The organism is Pseudomonas sp. NPDC089996, assembly GCF_044748405.1.
GTDB lineage: Bacteria > Pseudomonadota > Gammaproteobacteria > Pseudomonadales > Pseudomonadaceae > Aquipseudomonas.
In genome coordinates this window covers 33,591-51,719 of record NZ_JBIVGA010000009.1, presented here as the reverse complement: position 1 = coordinate 51,719, position 18,129 = coordinate 33,591, and the positions used below count along the sequence as shown (strand labels likewise).

At 61.0% G+C, this 18,129-nt stretch carries 16 protein-coding genes and 2 tRNA genes; 15 read left to right on the top strand and 3 right to left on the bottom strand.

All coding sequences use genetic code 11. The features are described from left to right. The first annotated feature begins 8 nt into the window (after positions 1–8). From folP to ACIPW4_RS16940, 14 genes are all read left to right on the top strand, one after another. Complete coding sequence (gene folP / locus ACIPW4_RS17005; RefSeq protein ID WP_400659785.1) at positions 9–860, top strand: dihydropteroate synthase; 852 nt, start codon at positions 9–11, stop codon at positions 858–860. 16 nt (positions 861–876) lie between these two features. Beyond that, positions 877–2,217, top strand: a complete 1,341-nt coding sequence (gene glmM, locus ACIPW4_RS17000) for a phosphoglucosamine mutase (protein ID WP_400659782.1) — start codon at positions 877–879, stop codon at positions 2,215–2,217. Positions 2,218–2,283: 66 nt separating this feature from the next. Beyond that, entirely contained in the window at positions 2,284–3,039 is a 756-nt protein-coding gene (gene tpiA, locus ACIPW4_RS16995) for a triose-phosphate isomerase (protein ID WP_400659780.1), read from the top strand. Between the two features lie 4 nt (positions 3,040–3,043). Then, the gene (gene secG, locus ACIPW4_RS16990) at positions 3,044–3,439 is read left to right on the top strand and encodes a preprotein translocase subunit SecG (RefSeq protein ID WP_400659778.1); all 396 of its coding nucleotides are present in this window, start codon (positions 3,044–3,046) and stop codon (positions 3,437–3,439) included. A 20-nt stretch (positions 3,440–3,459) separates the two neighbouring features. Next, positions 3,460–3,545, top strand: a tRNA-Leu gene (locus ACIPW4_RS16985). Positions 3,546–3,645: 100 nt separating this feature from the next. Then, a tRNA-Met gene (locus ACIPW4_RS16980) sits at positions 3,646–3,722 on the top strand. Positions 3,723–3,854: 132 nt separating this feature from the next. Beyond that, a complete protein-coding gene (gene rimP, locus ACIPW4_RS16975; RefSeq protein ID WP_060509592.1) occupies positions 3,855–4,313 on the top strand; it encodes a ribosome maturation factor RimP in 459 nt (152 codons plus the stop codon). A 59-nt stretch (positions 4,314–4,372) separates the two neighbouring features. Continuing rightward, entirely contained in the window at positions 4,373–5,854 is a 1,482-nt protein-coding gene (gene nusA, locus ACIPW4_RS16970; protein WP_400659775.1) for a transcription termination factor NusA, read from the top strand. A 27-nt stretch (positions 5,855–5,881) separates the two neighbouring features. Continuing rightward, complete coding sequence (gene infB / locus ACIPW4_RS16965) at positions 5,882–8,422, top strand: translation initiation factor IF-2 (protein WP_400659773.1); 2,541 nt, start codon at positions 5,882–5,884, stop codon at positions 8,420–8,422. 116 nt (positions 8,423–8,538) lie between these two features. Beyond that, positions 8,539–8,937 carry a 30S ribosome-binding factor RbfA gene (gene rbfA, locus ACIPW4_RS16960; protein ID WP_033696035.1) on the top strand — a complete coding sequence of 133 codons (399 nt, stop codon included), beginning with the start codon at positions 8,539–8,541 and terminating at the stop codon, positions 8,935–8,937. Between the two features lie 3 nt (positions 8,938–8,940). Beyond that, the gene (gene truB / locus ACIPW4_RS16955; protein WP_400659770.1) at positions 8,941–9,858 is read left to right on the top strand and encodes a tRNA pseudouridine(55) synthase TruB; all 918 of its coding nucleotides are present in this window, start codon (positions 8,941–8,943) and stop codon (positions 9,856–9,858) included. 146 nt (positions 9,859–10,004) lie between these two features. Further along, complete coding sequence (rpsO, locus tag ACIPW4_RS16950; RefSeq protein WP_016489163.1) at positions 10,005–10,274, top strand: 30S ribosomal protein S15; 270 nt, start codon at positions 10,005–10,007, stop codon at positions 10,272–10,274. A 249-nt stretch (positions 10,275–10,523) separates the two neighbouring features. Further along, positions 10,524–12,629: a polyribonucleotide nucleotidyltransferase gene (gene pnp, locus ACIPW4_RS16945; RefSeq protein ID WP_400659767.1), complete on the top strand. Its 2,106-nt coding sequence runs from the start codon at positions 10,524–10,526 to the stop codon at positions 12,627–12,629. Positions 12,630–12,889: 260 nt separating this feature from the next. Further along, positions 12,890–13,240, top strand: a complete 351-nt coding sequence (locus tag ACIPW4_RS16940; RefSeq protein WP_400659764.1) for a BON domain-containing protein — start codon at positions 12,890–12,892, stop codon at positions 13,238–13,240. A gap of 74 nt (positions 13,241–13,314) precedes the next feature. On the opposite strand, the gene ACIPW4_RS16935 is transcribed toward ACIPW4_RS16940, so the two are convergent. Further along, entirely contained in the window at positions 13,315–13,617 is a 303-nt protein-coding gene (locus ACIPW4_RS16935) for a putative quinol monooxygenase (RefSeq protein WP_400659762.1), read from the bottom strand. A gap of 60 nt (positions 13,618–13,677) precedes the next feature. Here ACIPW4_RS16935 and ACIPW4_RS16930 point away from each other — a divergent pair, with 60 nt between their 5' ends. Further along, on the top strand, positions 13,678–14,091 hold the full coding sequence (locus ACIPW4_RS16930; RefSeq protein ID WP_400659760.1) for a VOC family protein: 414 nt from the start codon (positions 13,678–13,680) through the stop codon (positions 14,089–14,091). 147 nt (positions 14,092–14,238) lie between these two features. Here the strand turns inward: ACIPW4_RS16930 and ACIPW4_RS16925 are convergent, their stop codons facing one another. Both ACIPW4_RS16925 and ACIPW4_RS16920 read right to left on the bottom strand, forming a co-directional pair. Then, positions 14,239–17,175, bottom strand: a complete 2,937-nt coding sequence (locus ACIPW4_RS16925) for a DUF748 domain-containing protein (protein WP_400659759.1) — start codon at positions 17,173–17,175, stop codon at positions 14,239–14,241. 79 nt (positions 17,176–17,254) lie between these two features. Then, positions 17,255–18,124, bottom strand: a complete 870-nt coding sequence (locus ACIPW4_RS16920) for an oxygenase MpaB family protein (protein ID WP_400659758.1) — start codon at positions 18,122–18,124, stop codon at positions 17,255–17,257. Positions 18,125–18,129: the final 5 nt, after the last annotated feature.

Sequence of the window (18,129 nt, the reverse complement as noted above, 5' to 3'; positions counted from 1 at the left end):
GGGCATCTATGAGCTCAGTGCAGTACCCGACCCGGTTGCCTTGCGGCAATCGGGTTCTTGATCTTTCCCGTACCCATGTCATGGGTATTCTCAACATCACCCCCGATTCTTTCTCCGATGGCGGGCGTTTCAGCCAGCGTGACGAGGCGTTGCGCCATGCCGAGGCGATGATCGCGGCAGGCGCCACGCTCATCGACATCGGTGGCGAGTCGACCCGCCCCGGCGCGCGTGCGGTTTCGGTCACCGAAGAGATCGAGCGTGTGGCGCCGATGGTCGAGGCCATCAACAGTCGTTTCGACGTGGTCATTTCGGTGGATACCTCGACTCCGGCGGTAATGCGCGAATCGGCGCGGCTCGGTGCCGGCCTGATCAACGACGTGCGTGCCCTGGAGCGCGATGGTGCCCTGGATGCGGCGGCGGATACTGGCCTGCCTGTGTGTCTCATGCATATGCGAGGCGAGCCCGGCAACATGCAGGACGACCCGCATTACGAAGATGTGACCACCGACGTAACGCGCTATCTTGAACAACGGATGGCCGCTTGCGCAGCGGCGGGCATCCCCGCCGAACGAATCATTCTTGATCCGGGCTTCGGTTTCGCCAAGACACTGGCGCACAACCTCAGCCTGTTCAAGCACATGGAAGCGCTCTATCGCCTTGGGCGCCCGCTGCTGGTGGGCGTCTCGCGCAAGAGCATGATCGGCCTGACGCTGGATCGTCCGGTCGGTGAGCGACTGTACGGCAGCCTCGCGCTGGCGGCTCTGGCCATGACCAAGGGGGCCAGCATCCTGCGGGTCCATGATGTGGCCGAGACCGTCGATGTGGTGCGCATGATTGCCGCGGTGCAGAACGCCGAATAAGAATATTGGAGTCCCTATGAGCAGAAAATACTTTGGTACCGACGGCATCCGTGGCCGCGTCGGCGAATACCCGATCACTCCGGACTTCATGCTGAAGCTTGGCTGGGCCGCCGGCATGGCCTTCCGCAAGCAAGGCAATTGCCGAGTGCTGGTGGGCAAGGACACGCGAATTTCCGGTTACATGTTCGAGTCCGCGCTCGAGGCCGGATTGTCTGCAGCAGGTGCTGACGTGATGCTGCTCGGGCCGATGCCGACCCCGGCAATCGCCTACCTGACCCGCACCTTCCATGCTGAAGCCGGCATCGTCATCAGTGCCTCGCACAACCCGCACGACGACAACGGCATCAAGTTCTTCTCCGGGCAGGGCACCAAGCTGCCTGACGAAGTCGAGCTGATGATCGAAGAGCTGCTCGATCAGCCGATGACCGTGGTCGAGTCAGGCAAGCTGGGCAAGGTTTCCCGTATCAACGACGCGGCAGGCCGCTATATCGAGTTCTGCAAGAGTAGCGTGCCCACAAGCACCAGTTTCGAAGGCCTCAAGCTGGTGGTCGACTGCGCCCATGGTGCCACCTACAAGGTAGCCCCAAGCGTATTCCGTGAGCTGGGCGCCGATGTCACCGTGCTGCATGCGCAGCCGGACGGCCTCAACATCAACGAGGGCTGTGGCTCTACCCACATCGAGTCGTTGCAGGCCGCTGTGCTGGTGGGGCATGCCGACCTGGGCATCGCTTTCGACGGCGATGGTGACCGGGTATTGATGGTCGACCACACGGGGGCCATCGTCGACGGCGACGAGTTGCTGTTCGTCATCGCCCGCGACCTGCATGAGCGTGGCAAGCTGCAAGGCGGCGTGGTCGGCACGCTGATGAGCAACCTGGGTCTGGAGCTCGCGCTCAAGGACCTGGATATTCCGTTCGTGCGGGCCAAGGTCGGCGATCGCTACGTGATGGCCGAGCTGCTCGAGCGCGACTGGCTGCTGGGAGGTGAAAACTCGGGCCATGTCGTGTGCTGCAACCACACCACTACCGGTGATGCGATCATTGCCGCGCTGCAGGTGCTGATGGCGCTCAAGCGTCGCGGTGAAACCCTGGCGCATGCCCGCCAGACCCTGCGCAAATGCCCGCAGGTGCTGATCAACGTGCGTTTTGGCGCGAGCAAGGTCGACCCCCTGGAGCATCCGGCGGTCAAGGAGGCCAGTGCCAAGGTCACCGAGGCCATGGCCGGGCGCGGGCGTGTGCTGCTGCGCAAGTCCGGCACCGAGCCGTTGGTGCGGGTGATGGTCGAAGGTGACGACGAAAACCAGGTGCGAGGCCACGCGGAAGCATTGGCCAAGCTGGTCGCAGAAGTTTGTGCCTGAAAGAGGCTTGCCAGCGCAGATCGGGTTGGGTAAGATCTGCGCCCACTTTGACCGACGAGGTAAAGCATGCGTCGCCCCATGGTAGCTGGTAACTGGAAGATGCACGGTACCCGCGCCAGCGTCGCTGAGCTGATCCTGGGCCTGGGCAACATGTCCGTGCCAAACGGTGTGGAAGTCGCGGTGTTTCCCCCGGCGCTGTTCATCAATCAGGTGGTTGATGGGCTGCAAGGAAAAGGGATCGCTGTCGGAGCACAGAATTCTGCAATAAAGCCCGAGCAGGGCGCACTGACCGGTGAAGTTGCACCAAGTCAGTTGGTTGAAGCAGGTTGCAAGTTGGTGTTGATTGGTCACTCCGAGCGTCGCCAGATCATCGGCGAAAGTGAAGAAGTGTTGAAAGATAAGTTTGCAGCCGCTCAACTTAGTGGTTTAATGCCGGTGCTCTGCGTAGGGGAAACTCTCGAAGAGCGTGAGGCAGGCAAGACACTCGAAGTTGTCGGGGGTCAACTAAGCAGTATCATCGACGCGTTCGGTGTTAAGGCTTTTGCCAATGCAGTAATCGCCTATGAACCCGTTTGGGCCATTGGCACAGGTTTGACGGCTTCGCCTCAGCAGGCTCAGGATGTGCATGCAGCCATCCGTGCCCAGTTGGCGGTCGAAGACGCCGAAGTTGCCGCAAACGTGCAGCTTCTCTACGGCGGCAGCGTGAAGGCGGCCAATGCGGCCGAACTGTTCGGCATGCCGGATATCGATGGGGGGCTCATTGGTGGAGCGTCCCTGAACGCAGACGAATTCGGTGCAATTTGTCGCGCCGCAGGAAACTGAACAAATGCTGGAAACAGTTATCGTTGTTTTTCATCTGTTGGCAGCGCTGTCGCTTGTAGTGCTGGTTCTGTTGCAACAGGGTAAAGGTGCGGAAGCAGGTGCATCTTTCGGCGCAGGTGCCTCAAACACCGTGTTCGGAAGCCAGGGTTCTGCTACCTTCCTGAGTAAATTGACTGCTATACTCGCTGCCACTTTCTTTTTGACAGCACTTGGGTTAGGATACTTCGCGAAGCAACAAGCTCACCAGCTTAGCCAAGCAGGTCTTCCAGATCCAGCGGTGCTAGAAGTGAAAGAGCCGCAGAAACCGGCAGTTAATGATGATGTACCGGTGCTCCAGGAGCAGAAGAGCGACACCGCCCCTCAAGGTGATGTTCCTCCTCCAGCTGAAGAGCAGAAGTAACGGGTTTCAAATGTAGTATTGCCGAGGTGGTGGAATTGGTAGACACGCAACCTTGAGGTGGTTGTGCCCATAGGGTGTAGGGGTTCGAGTCCCCTTCTCGGTACCAATTGAAGCTTGAGAGCCCGCTTTAGCGGGCTTTCTTGCAGGTGAAGGTTTGGGTTTGACCCATAAGCCGGTTAAGTCTTATACTTTCGCCCCAGCTTTGTCGCGGGGTGGAGCAGCTTGGTAGCTCGTCGGGCTCATAACCCGAAGGTCGTTGGTTCAAATCCAGCCCCCGCAACCAGCTTCAGCGGAGCCCCTTTTCAGGGGCTTTTTGCTAGCCGAACAAAATTTACGGCGTCGTAGTCCTACGGCGCTTTCAGGGATGGGCGCTTCGCCCATTTTTTATTTGCACAGCATGCACGAGGGGGTTCAGGTGTCGAGCAAGCTAGAACAGTTGCAGGCCTTGTTGGCCCCGGTGGTCGAGGGTCTGGGCTATCAGTGCTGGGGGATCGAATTCGTATCCCAGGGTAAGCATTCGGTACTGCGCATCTATATCGACAAGGAAGACGGCATCCTGGTGGACGACTGCGAAGCGGTCAGCCGTCAGGCCAGCGCGATCCTCGATGTGGAAGATCCAATCAGCAGCGAATACACCCTTGAGGTCTCCTCTCCAGGCATGGATCGCCCACTGTTCACTCTGGAACAGTTTGCCTCGCATGCCGGCGAACAAGTGAAGATCAAGCTGCGTTCACCCTTCGAGGGTCGTCGTAACTTCCAGGGCCTTCTCCGCGGTGTGGAGGAACAGGACGTGGTCGTCCAGGTGGACAATCAAGAGTTCCTGCTGCCGATCGACTCGATCGACAAGGCCAATATTATTCCCAGTTTTGACTGAGACGTGCCGGGCCCGGCGGACTATCCGGGCCCAATGGCTTGCGCAAGGCGAGGCGTACGATGAGCAAAGAAGTACTGCTGGTTGTTGAATCGGTATCCAACGAAAAAGGTGTACCGCCCGGCGTCATTTTCGAAGCGCTGGAAGTGGCCCTGGCTACTGCAACCAAAAAACGTTTTGAGGACGAAGTCGACCTGCGTGTGGAAATCAACCGCCACACCGGTAGCTACGAGACTTTCCGTCGCTGGACCGTGGTCGACGAAAACGACCTGGACGACCCGGCGATCGAAACCTGGCTGGACAAGATCAAGGACACTCACCCGGAAGCGAAAGTCGGTGATGTGATCGAAGAAAAGATCGAGTCGATCGAGTTCGGCCGTATCGCCGCGCAGACCGCCAAGCAGGTCATCGTGCAGAAGGTCCGTGAAGCCGAGCGCGCCCAGGTGGTCGACGCCTACCGCGAGCGGGTCAACGAGATCATCTCCGGCACCGTCAAGAAAGTTACCCGCGATAACGTTATCGTCGATCTGGGCAACAACGCCGAGGCGTTGCTGGCCCGCGAAGACATCATTCCACGTGAGACCTTCCGGGTCGGCGTGCGCCTGCGTGCGCTGCTCAAGGAAATCCGCACCGAGAACCGCGGCCCTCAGCTGATCCTGTCGCGCACCGCGCCACAGATGCTGATCGAGCTGTTCCGCATCGAAGTGCCGGAAATCGCCGAAGGCCTCATCGAAGTCATGGCCGCCTCCCGTGATCCGGGCTCGCGTGCCAAGATCGCCGTCCGCTCCAAGGACAAACGCATCGACCCGCAAGGTGCCTGTATCGGCATGCGCGGTTCGCGTGTCCAGGCCGTATCCGGCGAGCTGGGTGGTGAGCGTGTGGATATCGTCCTGTGGGATGATAACCCGGCGCAGTTCGTCATCAACGCCATGTCGCCGGCTGAAGTCGCGGCGATCATCGTTGATGAAGATGCCCATGCAATGGACATCGCAGTTGCCGAGGACAACCTGGCCCAGGCCATTGGCCGTGGTGGTCAGAACGTTCGCCTGGCCAGTCAGTTGACCGGCTGGACCTTGAACGTGATGACCGAGAAGGACATCCAGGCCAAGCAGCAGGCAGAAACCGGTGACATCCTGCGTAATTTCATCGATGAACTGGAAGTCGACGAGGAGCTGGCCCAAGTGCTGGTTGACGAAGGCTTCACCAACCTCGAAGAAATTGCCTACGTACCGTTGGAAGAAATGCTCAACATCGATGGCTTTGACGAAGATATCGTCAATGAGCTCCGCGCTCGAGCCAAGGACCGTTTGTTGACCAAGGCCATCGCTACCGAAGAAAAACTGGCAGACGCCCATCCGGCCGAAGACCTGCTCTCCCTCGAGGGCATGGACAAGGACCTGGCGGCGGAACTGGCGGTGCGCGGCGTGGTTAACCGCGAAGACCTGGCCGAGCAGTCGATTGACGACCTGCTCGACATCGACGGCATCGACGAAGAGCGTGCCGGCAAGTTGATCATGGCCGCCCGAGCCCACTGGTTCGAGTAATTAGGCGCGGCCTGAGGAGAGAAGTGCATGACGCAAGTCACGGTGAAAGAACTGGCCCAAGAGGTCGAGGCACCGGTAGAGCGCCTGCTGCAGCAGATGCGTGAGGCAGGTCTGCCGCACACCGACGCCGGTCAGGTAGTGACCGACAATGAGAAGCAGACTCTGCTGACCCATTTGAAGAGCAGCCACAAGAGCAAGGCGGAAGAGCCGCGCAAGATTACCTTGCAGCGCAAGACCACCAGCACCCTGCGTGTCGCCGGTAGCAAGAGCATCAGCGTAGAAGTACGCAAGAAGAAAGTTTTCGTGCAGCGCAGCCCGGAAGAAATCCAGGCCGAGCAGAAGCGTGAGCTCGATGAGCGCCGCGCGGCTGAAAATGCCGCGCGCGACAAGGTCGAGGCCGAAGTTCGCCAGCGCAACGAAGAGCAGGCTCGCCGCCAGTCGGCCGAAGCCGCTGCTGCAGCTCCAGCCCCGGCGCCAGTCGCCAAGGCCGAGCCAGCACCTGCCGCGGCCCCGGTTGTCGCCGACGCTCCAGCGTCCGAAGACGCCGCAGCCCGTGCTGCCGAGCGCAAGAAGGACGAAGCCCGTCGCAACGAAGGCCGCACCCGCGACGAAGACCGCCGTGGTGGCGAGCGTCGTGGCGAAGCCCCGCGTGTGTCGATCAAGGTCAAGGTCAAGGAGAAGGAAAAGGCTCCGACGCCTCGTGCCGCTCCGCGTACCACCGACGAAGAGAGCGATGGCGCTCGTCGTGGCCGTGGTGGCAAGAGCAAGCTGAAGAAGCGTAACCAGCACGGCTTCCAGAACCCGACCGGCCCCGTCATTCGTGACGTGACCATCGGCGAGACCATTACCGTCTCGGAACTTGCCAACCAGATGTCCGTCAAGGGCGCCGAGGTGGTCAAGTTCATGTTCAAGATGGGTACTCCGGTCACCATCAACCAGGTCCTCGACCAGGAAACCGCTCAGCTGATCGCAGAAGAGCTGGGCCACAAGGTCACCTTGGTCAGCGATACCGCCCTGGAAGACTCCCTGGCCGAATCGCTGAAGTTCGAAGGCCAGACCGAGTCGCGTGCACCGGTGGTTACCGTCATGGGTCACGTCGACCATGGCAAGACCTCGCTGCTCGACTACATCCGTCGTGCCAAGGTTGCCGCAGGCGAAGCCGGTGGTATTACCCAGCACATCGGTGCCTACCACGTGGAAACCGACCGCGGCATGGTCACCTTCCTCGATACCCCGGGCCACGCCGCGTTCACCCAGATGCGTGCTCGTGGTGCCAAGGCCACCGACATCGTCATCCTGGTGGTGGCGGCGGATGACGGCGTGATGCCGCAAACCCGCGAAGCCGTTCAGCATGCCAAGGCAGCTGGCGTTCCGCTGGTGGTTGCAGTGAACAAGATCGACAAGCCGGGTGCCGACCTCGATCGCATCCGCAACGAACTGGCCGTCGAAGGCGTAACCTCCGAGGACTGGGGTGGTGACACGCCGTTCGTCAAGGTTTCGGCGAAGATGGGTACCGGTGTAGATGAGCTGCTCGAAGCCGTTCTGCTGCAGGCCGAGATCCTCGAGCTGACCGCCACCCCGACCGCTCCAGGCCGTGGCGTCGTGGTCGAATCGCGCCTGGACAAGGGCCGCGGCCCGGTGGCGACCATCCTGGTTCAGGACGGTACCCTGCGTCAGGGCGACATGGTCCTGTGCGGCTCCAACTATGGCCGCGTGCGCGCCATGCTCGACGAGAACGGCAAGCCTGTGAAGGAAGCCGGCCCGTCGATTCCGGTCGAGATTCTCGGCCTGGACGGTACCCCGGAAGCCGGTGACGAGCTGTCCGTGGTTGCCGACGAGAAGAAGGCACGCGAAGTTGCCCTGTTCCGTCAAGGCAAGTACCGCGAGGTCAAGCTGGCCCGTGCTCACGCCGGCAAGCTGGAAAACATCTTCGAGACCATGGGTCAGGAAGAGAAGAAGACCCTCAACATCGTCCTCAAGACCGATGTGCGTGGTTCCCTGGAAGCGTTGAACGGCTCGCTTGGCGGCCTGGGCAACGACGAAGTTCAGGTGCGCGTGATCGGTGGCGGCGTCGGTGGTATCACCGAAAGCGACGCCAACCTGGCGCTGGCTTCGAATGCAGTACTGTTCGGCTTCAACGTGCGTGCCGATGCCGGCGCGCGCAAGATCGTCGAGCAGGAAGGTCTGGATATGCGTTACTACAACGTGATCTACGACATCATCGAAGACGTCAAGAAAGCCCTGACCGGCATGCTCGGCAGCGATGTTCGCGAGAACATTCTGGGTGTCGCCGAAGTGCGTGATGTGTTCCGTTCGCCGAAGTTCGGCGCCATCGCTGGCTGTATGGTCATCGAAGGTACCGTGTACCGCAACCGTCCGATCCGCGTACTGCGCGAAGACGTTGTGATCTTCGAAGGCGAGCTGGAATCGCTGCGTCGCTTCAAGGATGACGCTTCCGAAGTGCGTTCGGGCATGGAGTGCGGTATTGGCGTCAAGAGCTACAACGACGTCAAGGTCGGCGACAAGATCGAAGTCTTCGAGAAAGTCCAGGTTGCTCGTACCCTTTAAGGGTGAGCAGGGCGCCAGCCCCCGCCGCAGGGCGGTGGGCAGCGCCTCAGTAGGTAGCGCCCGGTCAGGCTTCAGCCTCACCGGGCGTTTGCCGCTTTAAGTTACAGGTAGCAAGAATGGCCAAAGAATACAGCCGTACCCAACGTATCGGTGATCAGATGCAGCGCGAGCTGGCCGAGCTGATCCGCCGTGAAGTCAAGGACCCACGCGTCGGTCTGGTGACCATCACCGCCGTGGATGTCAGCCGCGACCTGGGCCATGCCAAGGTCTTCATCACCGTCATGGGCGAAGAAGCCCCTGACGCCGTGCAGCAGTCGCTCAAGGCCCTGAACAGCGCCGCCAGCTTCCTGCGCCTGCACCTGGGCCGCTCGATGCAGCTGCGCAGCGTGCCGCAGTTGCACTTCCACTTCGATGAAAGTGTCAGCCGCGGTGTCCACCTGTCGGCGCTGATCGAGCGTGCAGTGGCCGAAGACCGCCTGCACAAGGATGCCGACGAGCCGGACGCCAAGGAGTAAGTGGTGGCCCAGGTCAAACGTATCCGTCGCAACGTCAGCGGCATCATCCTGCTCGACAAGCCGCTGGGCTTTACCTCCAACGCCGCGTTGCAGAAGGTCCGCTGGTTGCTCAATGCCGAGAAGGCCGGCCACACCGGCAGCCTCGATCCACTGGCCACCGGTGTTCTGCCGTTGTGCTTTGGCGAAGCGACCAAGTTCTCGCAGTACCTGCTCGATTCCGACAAGGGCTACGAAACGGTCATGCAGCTGGGGCAGACTACCAATACGGCCGACGCTGAAGGCGAGGTTCTGCAGACGCGTGAGGTGACCGTTGGTCGTGCCGATATCGAGGCCCTGCTGCCACGTTTTCGCGGTCCGATCAGCCAGATACCGCCGATGTACTCGGCACTCAAGCGTGATGGCCAGCCGCTTTACAAGTTGGCGCGTGCAGGAGAGGTAGTGGAGCGCGAGGCGCGTTCTGTTACTATTGGCCGCTTGGAGTTGCTCGAGTGCGAAGGCACTCGTGCACGGCTGAGCGTAGGATGCAGCAAAGGCACCTATATCCGCACCCTGGTGGAGGATATCGGCGAAGCGCTTGGCTGTGGTGCCTATGTTGCCGAGCTGCGCAGGACCCACGCCGGGCCCTTCGAGCTGGCCCAGACCGTGACCCTCGAAGCACTTGAACAGGCCCACGCCGAAGGCGGCAATGAAGCGCTCGATCGTTTCCTGATGCCTTCTGACAGTGGCTTGCTGGATTGGCCGCTGGTTGGCCTGTCCGAACACAGCGCATTCTACTGGCTGCATGGCCAGGCAGTACGCGCTCCGGACGCGCCGCAATTCGGCATGGTCCGGGTACAGGATCACAATGGTCGTTTCATCGGTATCGGTGAAGTGAGCGAAGACGGGCGCATTGCGCCGCGTCGACTGATTCGGTCTGAATGATCGAAACCGCAGGTTCCGGCTCTGGCTGTAACGTGCGGATACAAGGGTGGCTGTCAGTAGGCACGGTCACACCTTTTTTATTAATACAGGGATCAGTCCCTGGCCTATTGGACCCGTTCGCGGGTTCCGTTATCAGGAGAAGCCTCATGGCCCTCAGCGTTGAAGAAAAAGCTCAAATCGTTACCGACTACCAGCAAGCTGCTGGCGACACTGGTAGCCCTGAAGTTCAGGTCGCTCTGCTGACCGCGAACATCAACAAGCTGCAAGGCCACTTCAAGGCCAACGGTAAAGACCACCACTCGCGTCGTGGCCTGATCCGTATGGTTAACCAGCGTCGTAAGCTGCTGGACTACCTGAAGGGCAAAGACACCACTCGTTACAGCGCCCTGATCGGTCGCCTGGGCCTGCGTCGCTAATAGCGGCCTGGTCAGTGGTGTGCATGGCGTGTTGCATGCTTTGGGAGCGCTGCCTGGCAGCGTTTCCATCGGACACGCCACGCGTATCTTCGAGGTTGGCAGCCTGGCAACGTTGAGCGGTTTTTACCGCTTGGCGCCAGGTTCCCAGCCTCGTGTTGTATCTGGACGGTCAACGGGGCCGATTCCCTGTTCTGCCCAAGAATTCGCAAGAAACCAGTTCCCCCAGAGCCACTGAAAAGGTAGGAAACCGTGAACCCGGTAATCAAGAAATTCCAGTTCGGTCAATCGACCGTTACTCTCGAAACGGGCCGTATCGCCCGTCAGGCAACCGGCGCCGTGCTGGTTACCGTCGACAACGACGTCACCGTGCTGGTGACCGTGGTCGGTGCCAAGCAGGCCGACCCAGGCAAGGGCTTCTTCCCGCTGTCGGTCCACTACCAGGAAAAGACCTACGCCGCCGGCAAGATCCCAGGTGGCTTCTTCAAGCGTGAAGGCCGTCCTTCCGAGAAAGAGACGCTGACCTCGCGCTTGATCGACCGTCCGATCCGCCCACTGTTCCCTGAAGGTTTCATGAACGAAGTGCAGGTTGTCTGCACCGTCGTTTCCACCAGCAAGAAGACCGACCCGGACATCGCTGCGATGATCGGTACCTCGGCTGCCCTGGCCATTTCCGGCATTCCGTTCGAAGGCCCGATCGGCGCTGCCCGCGTTGCCTTCCACGAAAGCACCGGCTACCTGCTGAACCCGACCTACGAGCAGCTGGCTGCCTCGAGCCTGGACATGGTCGTTGCCGGTACTTCCGATGCCGTGCTGATGGTCGAGTCGGAAGCGCAAGAGCTGACCGAAGACCAGATGCTGGGTGCCGTACTGTTCGCCCACGACGAATTCCAGGCTGTTATCCAGGCTGTCAAAGAGCTGGCTGCCGAAGCTGCCAAGCCGACCTGGGACTGGAAACCGGCCGTTGCCAACACCGAACTGTTCAACGCCATCCGTGCCGAGTTCGGTGAAGCCGTTTCCCAGGGCTACACCATCACCGTCAAGGCTGACCGCTACGCACGCCTGGGCGAGCTGCGCGATCAGGCGATCGCCAAGTTCTCCGGTGAAGAAGGCCAGCCTTCGGCCGGCGAAGTCAAAGAAATCTTCGGCGAAATCGAATACCGCACCGTTCGCGAAAACATCGTCAACGGCAAGCCACGTATCGACGGCCGCGACACCAAGACCGTGCGCCCGCTGAACATCGAAGTCGGCGTGCTGCCGAAGACCCACGGTTCGGCGCTGTTCACCCGTGGCGAAACCCAGGCCCTGGTCGTTGCGACCCTGGGTACTGCACGTGACGCCCAGCTGCTGGACACCCTCGAAGGCGAGAAGAAAGACCCGTTCATGCTGCACTACAACTTCCCACCGTTCTCGGTAGGCGAGTGTGGTCGCATGGGTGGTGCCGGCCGCCGCGAAATCGGCCACGGCCGCCTGGCCCGTCGTTCGGTTCAGGCCATGCTGCCAGCTGCGGACGTGTTCCCGTACACCATCCGCGTGGTTTCGGAAATCACCGAGTCCAACGGTTCCAGCTCCATGGCTTCGGTCTGCGGCGCTTCCCTGGCACTGATGGACGCTGGTGTACCGATGAAGGCGCCGGTTGCCGGTATCGCCATGGGCCTGGTCAAGGAAGGCGAGAAGTTCGCAGTCCTGACCGACATCCTCGGTGACGAAGACCACCTCGGCGACATGGACTTCAAGGTTGCGGGTACCGCCAAAGGTGTTACCGCGCTGCAGATGGACATCAAGATCAACGGCATCACCGAAGAGATCATGGAAATCGCCCTGGGCCAGGCCCTGGAAGCGCGCCTGAACATCCTCGGCCAGATGAACCAGATCATTGGCGAGTCGCGTACCGAGCTGTCGGCCAACGCCCCGACCATGATCGCGATGAAGATCGACACCGACAAGATCCGTGACGTCATCGGCAAAGGCGGCGCCACCATTCGCGCCATCTGCGAAGAGACCAAGGCTTCGATCGACATCGAAGACGACGGCTCGATCAAGATCTTCGGCGAATCCAAGGAAGCGGCAGAGGCTGCCAAGCAGCGCATCCTGGGCATCACCGCCGAGGCCGAGATTGGCAAGATCTACGTCGGCAAGGTCGAGCGCATCGTCGACTTCGGCGCCTTCGTCAACATCCTGCCTGGCAAGGACGGCCTGGTGCACATCTCGATGCTGAGCGATGCTCGCGTAGAGAAAGTGACCGACGTGCTGAAAGAAGGCCAGGAAGTCGAAGTGCTGGTACTGGACGTGGACAACCGCGGCCGTATCAAGCTGTCGATCAAGGACGTTGCCGCGGCCAAGGCCTCGGGCGTCTAAGCGATTGCACGCAACATGAAAGGGCCCTTCGGGGCCCTTTTTTCATGGGGCCTTGGAACTTTTTGCGGACTTGCATCTTGCATGCAGGTTTTCCGGCCTGATTGCAAAATGCACGACATTCATTAGTTTGCCATGCGTGTAACTTGTTGATTTATAAGGAAACAAGCGAAGCGGAAAAGCTGGCACAGCACATGCAACTACCTTCTCACCTGCCGCCAGGACATACGGCGCAGACCTTTCGAATAACAGGAGTGACCCACATGAAGAAGTTCGCCATTGCTGCCGCTACTGCAACCGCTCTGACCCTGACCATGGCTAACGGTGCGTTCGCCGCCCAAGCCACACAGGCGCCAATGATGATGGCTGCCAACACTGTGGACAACATGCAGCAGGAAGGTTCGGATACCTGGATCACTACCAAGGTCAAAGCCGATCTGATGACTGAGAAAGGCATTCCAGGCAGCGACATCAAAGTCGAAACCAGCCAAGGCGTAGTTTCGCTGTCCTCGGACGTGAAAGTGACCGATTCGCAGAAAGACGAGGCTGTTCGCATCGCCAAGAACATCAAAGGCGTCAAGAGCGTCATGTCCGACGGCTTGAAAGCCGAATAAGGGATGTCCCGTCGGCCAAAAGGATTTGGCCACTTTCACGAAAACCCGGCTCACGCCGGGTTTTCATTTTGGCCTTAGTAAACAGGGTTGCGTGCAACCACATCGCTCTCGAAACACTCCTGTTCGATCACAAGCGGCTCGACCAGTGGGCGACTGTCGCGGAAGTGAGCGGTTTGAGTGTGCGCTTCGTATGCATCGTCGTCGCGGTAGATTTCGTAGAGGTAGATCACGTCCGGGTCGACCCTGTCCTGTGACACGTCGAACACCAGGCAGCCTGGCTCGGTAGCGACGGAGGCCGCAGCATTGACCTTGATGGCGGTTAAAAAAGCCTCGGCGCAACCGGGCTTGACACGGGTCTTGATGAACAGGCTATACACATGACGCTCCTTTTGTTTTAAATTCAATTCTGAATTGTATACAAAAGTGGAGTCGCGCCAATGTCCGAATTACCTGCTCGCCCCGGTCGCCTGAATGGTCTGCGCCATATTGCCCTGCTGGTGCCCAACCTGGAGGAGTGCGAGCGTTTCTATGTCGACGTGATGGGCATGGAGGTGCTGAACCGGGCCAACGAGGACCTGGTTTACCTGACCTGCGGAAACGACAACCTGTCGCTGGGGCGTGGAGCAGGGGCGGCCAATGGGCTGCAGACCCTCGACCATTACGGGTTCATCGTCGACACCGTCGAGGAGCTGGAGGCCTGGTACCAGTACTTCAAGGCGTGTGGGGTCACCTTGCTCGACAAGCCGTTCAACCATGGTGACGGGGCACGCAGCTTCCACCTGCTGGACCCGGCGGGGAACAAGGTGCAGCCGCTGTATCATCCGTCGGTGTCAGGGCAACGGCTGGCCTGACGCCGACTTGTAGGAGCGGCCTTGTGTCGCGAAAGGGCCGCAGAGCGGCCCCAGGAAGTCACAGGCGACGCCGAGATTGCCGGGGCCGCTCTGCGGCCCTTTCGCGACACAAGGCCGCTCCTACAGCGACCGCGTCAGGCCAGTTGTTTATTCGGCATCCAGGTGCATCGGGGTAATCACCCGCCCATCACTTTCGGCCTGGCCCAGGCTGGTATCGATGAAGTACACCCGGTCATCCTCGAGCTTGCCCTTGTCGACCAGGTAGTCCTTGATGCTGCTGGCCCGCTCCTGGCCAAGGGTACGCAGCAACGCAGTGCTTTCAGCCCACGACTTGATCACCGCTTCGCGCAGCTTGGTGGTGCGCTCCTCCCGGCCAAGTTCTTGCCATTCGGCCGGAGGCTGCTGCTTCAGGCGTGTACGGTAGATGCCTTCAAGCATCGCCGGCTTGTCGCTGTCATCGACCTGCAGCATCGAGGCGTTGGCCGGTACCTTGTCACCACGGCGCTGCAGGATCTTGTACCAGGTCGCCTGGTATTCACGCTCCAGGCGTTGCTCTGCGATCAACGGGCCATCGCTGCTCTGGGCGCTTGTGCCTTCGATTTCCAGACGAAGCGCCGGGCGTTCCTTGAGTGCTGACGCCAGCTTGTCCAGGGCCGCTTGTGCATCACCGGTGAGCTCGCTGGAGCCAGGGGCGAAGGCCACGCTGCCAAGGTCTTCCGAGCCACCACCGGCAATCAGCCCACCAATGAACTTGAACGGGGCCTGGGCCGCACGCAGCACCAGGTTGCGCAGGGTCTGCCAGACGATAGGCATGACGCTGAACTGCGGGTTGTTCAGGTCTCCGGAAACCGGTAGTTCGATGGAGATCTTGCCCTCGGTGTCCTTGAGCAACGCAACCGCCAGGCGGATCGGCAAGTCCACCGCATCGGGGCTGTCGACCTTCTCACCCAGCTGCAATTGCTCGACCACCAGCTTGTTCTCGGCCTTGAGCTGGCCGTTGGTGATCAGGTAGTGCAGGTCGAGGTTCAGCCGCCCCTTGCGGATGCGGAAGCCTGCGAACTTGCCGGAGTAGGGCGTCAAGGTGGTCAGCTCGACACGCTTGAAACTGGTGGCGATATCCAGGCTGGCCAGCGGGTTGAACGGGTTGAGTGCGCCCTTGATGGTGACCGGTGCATAACGGTCGACCTTGCCTTTCACATCGACCTTGGCCGGTGCCGGCTTGCGGTTGTCGATGGTGCCGATCCGGCCATTGAGTTGCTGGATGGCGGTGGCGAAATTCGGCGTCAGGGTCAGGTCGGCGAAATTGGCCGAGCCATCGTTGATATCGATCTGCCCGATGCGGATGCCCAAGGGCTTGCTGGCAGCGGCACTGGCGGGTTGGGCCGAGCGCTTGGCAGGCGCGCCGGCCGGTTGCGGGATAAGCAGGTCGTCGACGCTGGTGGTGCGGTCTTCGTTGATGATGAAGCGCGCGTAGGGCTGCAGCAGGGTCACCTTGTCGATCGACACGGCGTCACCGTGCACATACGACAAACCATCGACGTTGACTTGCTGCCATTTGACGAAATCGCGGCCCTTGATGGTGTCCAGGGTGTGCAGCTGGTTGACCTGGGCCTTGCCAGCGACGGTGAAGGCCAGCGGCTCGGTGCTCTTGAGGTCGACCTTGAGGTCGCTGGCAAGCATGCCGCTGCGCAGCTCGAGGCGGATGAACGGGCTGATGTAGGCCTGGGCGACACGCAGGTCGATGTCTTGGGTGCTGACATCGAGCTTGGCGGTGACCGGCGCCAGGTTCACTTCACCGGCCGCCTGCAGCTTGCCTTGTTTACCCACTCCGGTGTCGAGCTTGAGGGTGAAAGGCGACTGGTTGAGGCTGTCGAAACCCTGCATGTCGAGGTTCAGCGGGCCAACGTCCAGTGCCACCGGTTCCTTCTGACTGCGGTCGGCGAGGTGCACCTGGTAGTTGCGCAGCTGAACGTCCTTGAGCAGCACTTGCCAAGGCTTGCCTGGCGCCTTCGCGGCTTGCTCTTGAGGCGTTGGCTCGGCAGCTGCCGGCTCGGCCTTTTCCTTCGGGCTGGGCTTGGCCGGCTGGCTGGCGAACAGCTTCTGCCAGTCGAGTTGGCCGTCCGGCTCCAGTGCCGCCCAGGTTTCCAGTTTTTCACTGCGAACCTTGCCGACGGTGACCAGCTGTTTGGCCAGGTCGATCGACGTCTCGCTTACCTCCAGGTTGGCCAGGCGCACCAGTGGCCGGCCATCCGGGGCCTTGATGGCGAAGGGCGCGACCTTGACCAAGGTATTGTCCAGCAGCAGCTCGGTGTCCTTGGACAGGTTGAGCTTGTAGTGGGTGTCGAGGTTGAACACGCCGTCTTCAAGCACAAGGGGCACGGCATCGCGCACATAGGGCCAGAACAGCTTCAGCTTGCCGTCGGTGACCTTCAGCGTACCTTCCGAGGCGATCGGCGACAGGCTGAGGGTGCCGTTCCAGTCAACCCGCCCGCCGTTGGGGCCAAGCGCCACCAGGGTCATGTCGGCATTATCGTCCGGCAGGGTGCTGAGGTTCTTCAGCTCCAGGTTCATGTCGTCGTAGACGAACTCGATCGGCTCGCTCGGGCGCAGGTCCTGGAAATGCAGGTAGCCACCACTGAGCTTGATGCTGCCAATACGCAGCGGAAAGGGGTCGCCGGGGGGCTCGTCCGGCTTGGCTTCGCTGGCAGGCAACTTGAACAGCTGCGTCAGGTTGAGCGTACCGTCCTTGGCGAACAGCACCTCGTTGCGTGGCTTGTCGAGCTCGATGGCCTGCAGGTGCAGGGCGCGAATCCACAGGCTGTCCAGTGCCAGGTTGGCATACAGCCGTTCGAAGCCGACCTGCTCTTTGCCGGGCTCGCCGATCTGCAGGCCCCACAGCGTCAGCTCAAGGCTGAAAGGGTTGAGTTCGATACGTTGCAGGTGCGCCGGCACGTTGGCGTATTGCGCCAGCTGCTGGTTGGCGATGCGCAAGGCGACACCGGGAAGAATGAGGAAACCGAGCAAGCTGTAGAGGGCCACGAGAGCCAACAGGGCGCCGAGTGCGCGAGTCAATCCTTTGTACATGTGTCGCATCGTCTGTCTAAGCAGGAGTGCTTGGAGTATGGCACGTTAAATCGGTTCCGCTGGGGCGACCATTTTCCCGTCACTCGATGCCCATGCGTCGCCTCGCCCGGTGTGCCGAGCCGTCACGCATGGCCCAGCGCAGGACCGGCGCTGTGCGGCGCAGGCCAAAGCGGATCATGTGCCGTTGCAGCGGCCCTTGCTGCAGGCCGAGCATGGCCAGGGCCCAGTCCGGCAGCAGGTCGATGCCTGCATGCAGCATCAGCTTGCCGACCGGCTCGGCAAGGCGGCTCGGGGCAGGGGCTTCGAGCAGAATGCCGACCACTTCCAGGCTGCGCGCGCTGCATTGCAGTTGTGGGCGCATTCGCTGCAGATAGTCCTCGACCTGCTGGCAGGAGCGGGGCACGTCGCGGGCACCGAGGCGTTCGGCGACAAGGGCGATTTCCGCGTAATAGGCATCCTGGTCGGCGCGTGACAACTGAGGGTCGCGGTAACGCAGGTGGGCGGCGAGAAAGCTGCTGACTTCAGCGACGTGCACCCAGGTCAGCAGGTCCGGGTCGCTGGCGGCATAGGGGCTGCCGTCGGGTGCGATGCCGGTGACCTGCAGGTGGATGGTGCGCACTTTGTCGATCAGCCATTCGGCATCACGGGTCGAGCCGAACGTGGTGCCGGAGATGAACTGGCTGGTGCGGCGCAGGCGGCCGAGCAGGTCTTCGCGGAAGTTGGAATGGTCCCACACCCCGGCCAGGGCCAACGGGTGCAGCAGCTGCAGCATCAGGGCGCTGATGCCGCCGACCAACATGCTCGGGAAGTCGCCATGCACCCGCCAGCTGATGCTGTGCGGGCCGAACAGGCCAGGGTCGCCCTTGGGGGATTCGAGGTCGAGCTGGCCGAGGGCCAGCCCGGTAAGGCTCATGACCTGGGTTTCGATACGGCGGCGTAGGGCTTCCATGGCGT

What these genes read in the sequence shown, in the direction of transcription:
- ACIPW4_RS16930 (WP_400659760.1), top strand. Translation starts at nt 13,678, where the DNA reads ATGTCCGAATTACCTGCTCGCCCCGGTCGCCTGAATGGTCTGCGCCAT.
- ACIPW4_RS16940 (WP_400659764.1), top strand. Translation starts at nt 12,890, where the DNA reads ATGAAGAAGTTCGCCATTGCTGCCGCTACTGCAACCGCTCTGACCCTG.
- glmM (WP_400659782.1), top strand. Translation starts at nt 877, where the DNA reads ATGAGCAGAAAATACTTTGGTACCGACGGCATCCGTGGCCGCGTCGGC.
- ACIPW4_RS16920 (WP_400659758.1), bottom strand. Translation starts at nt 18,124, where the DNA reads ATGGAAGCCCTACGCCGCCGTATCGAAACCCAGGTCATGAGCCTTACC.
- rpsO (WP_016489163.1), top strand. Translation starts at nt 10,005, where the DNA reads ATGGCCCTCAGCGTTGAAGAAAAAGCTCAAATCGTTACCGACTACCAG.
- infB (WP_400659773.1), top strand. Translation starts at nt 5,882, where the DNA reads ATGACGCAAGTCACGGTGAAAGAACTGGCCCAAGAGGTCGAGGCACCG.
- folP (WP_400659785.1), top strand. Translation starts at nt 9, where the DNA reads ATGAGCTCAGTGCAGTACCCGACCCGGTTGCCTTGCGGCAATCGGGTT.
- tpiA (WP_400659780.1), top strand. Translation starts at nt 2,284, where the DNA reads ATGCGTCGCCCCATGGTAGCTGGTAACTGGAAGATGCACGGTACCCGC.
- rbfA (WP_033696035.1), top strand. Translation starts at nt 8,539, where the DNA reads ATGGCCAAAGAATACAGCCGTACCCAACGTATCGGTGATCAGATGCAG.
- secG (WP_400659778.1), top strand. Translation starts at nt 3,044, where the DNA reads ATGCTGGAAACAGTTATCGTTGTTTTTCATCTGTTGGCAGCGCTGTCG.
- ACIPW4_RS16925 (WP_400659759.1), bottom strand. Translation starts at nt 17,175, where the DNA reads ATGTACAAAGGATTGACTCGCGCACTCGGCGCCCTGTTGGCTCTCGTG.
- nusA (WP_400659775.1), top strand. Translation starts at nt 4,373, where the DNA reads ATGAGCAAAGAAGTACTGCTGGTTGTTGAATCGGTATCCAACGAAAAA.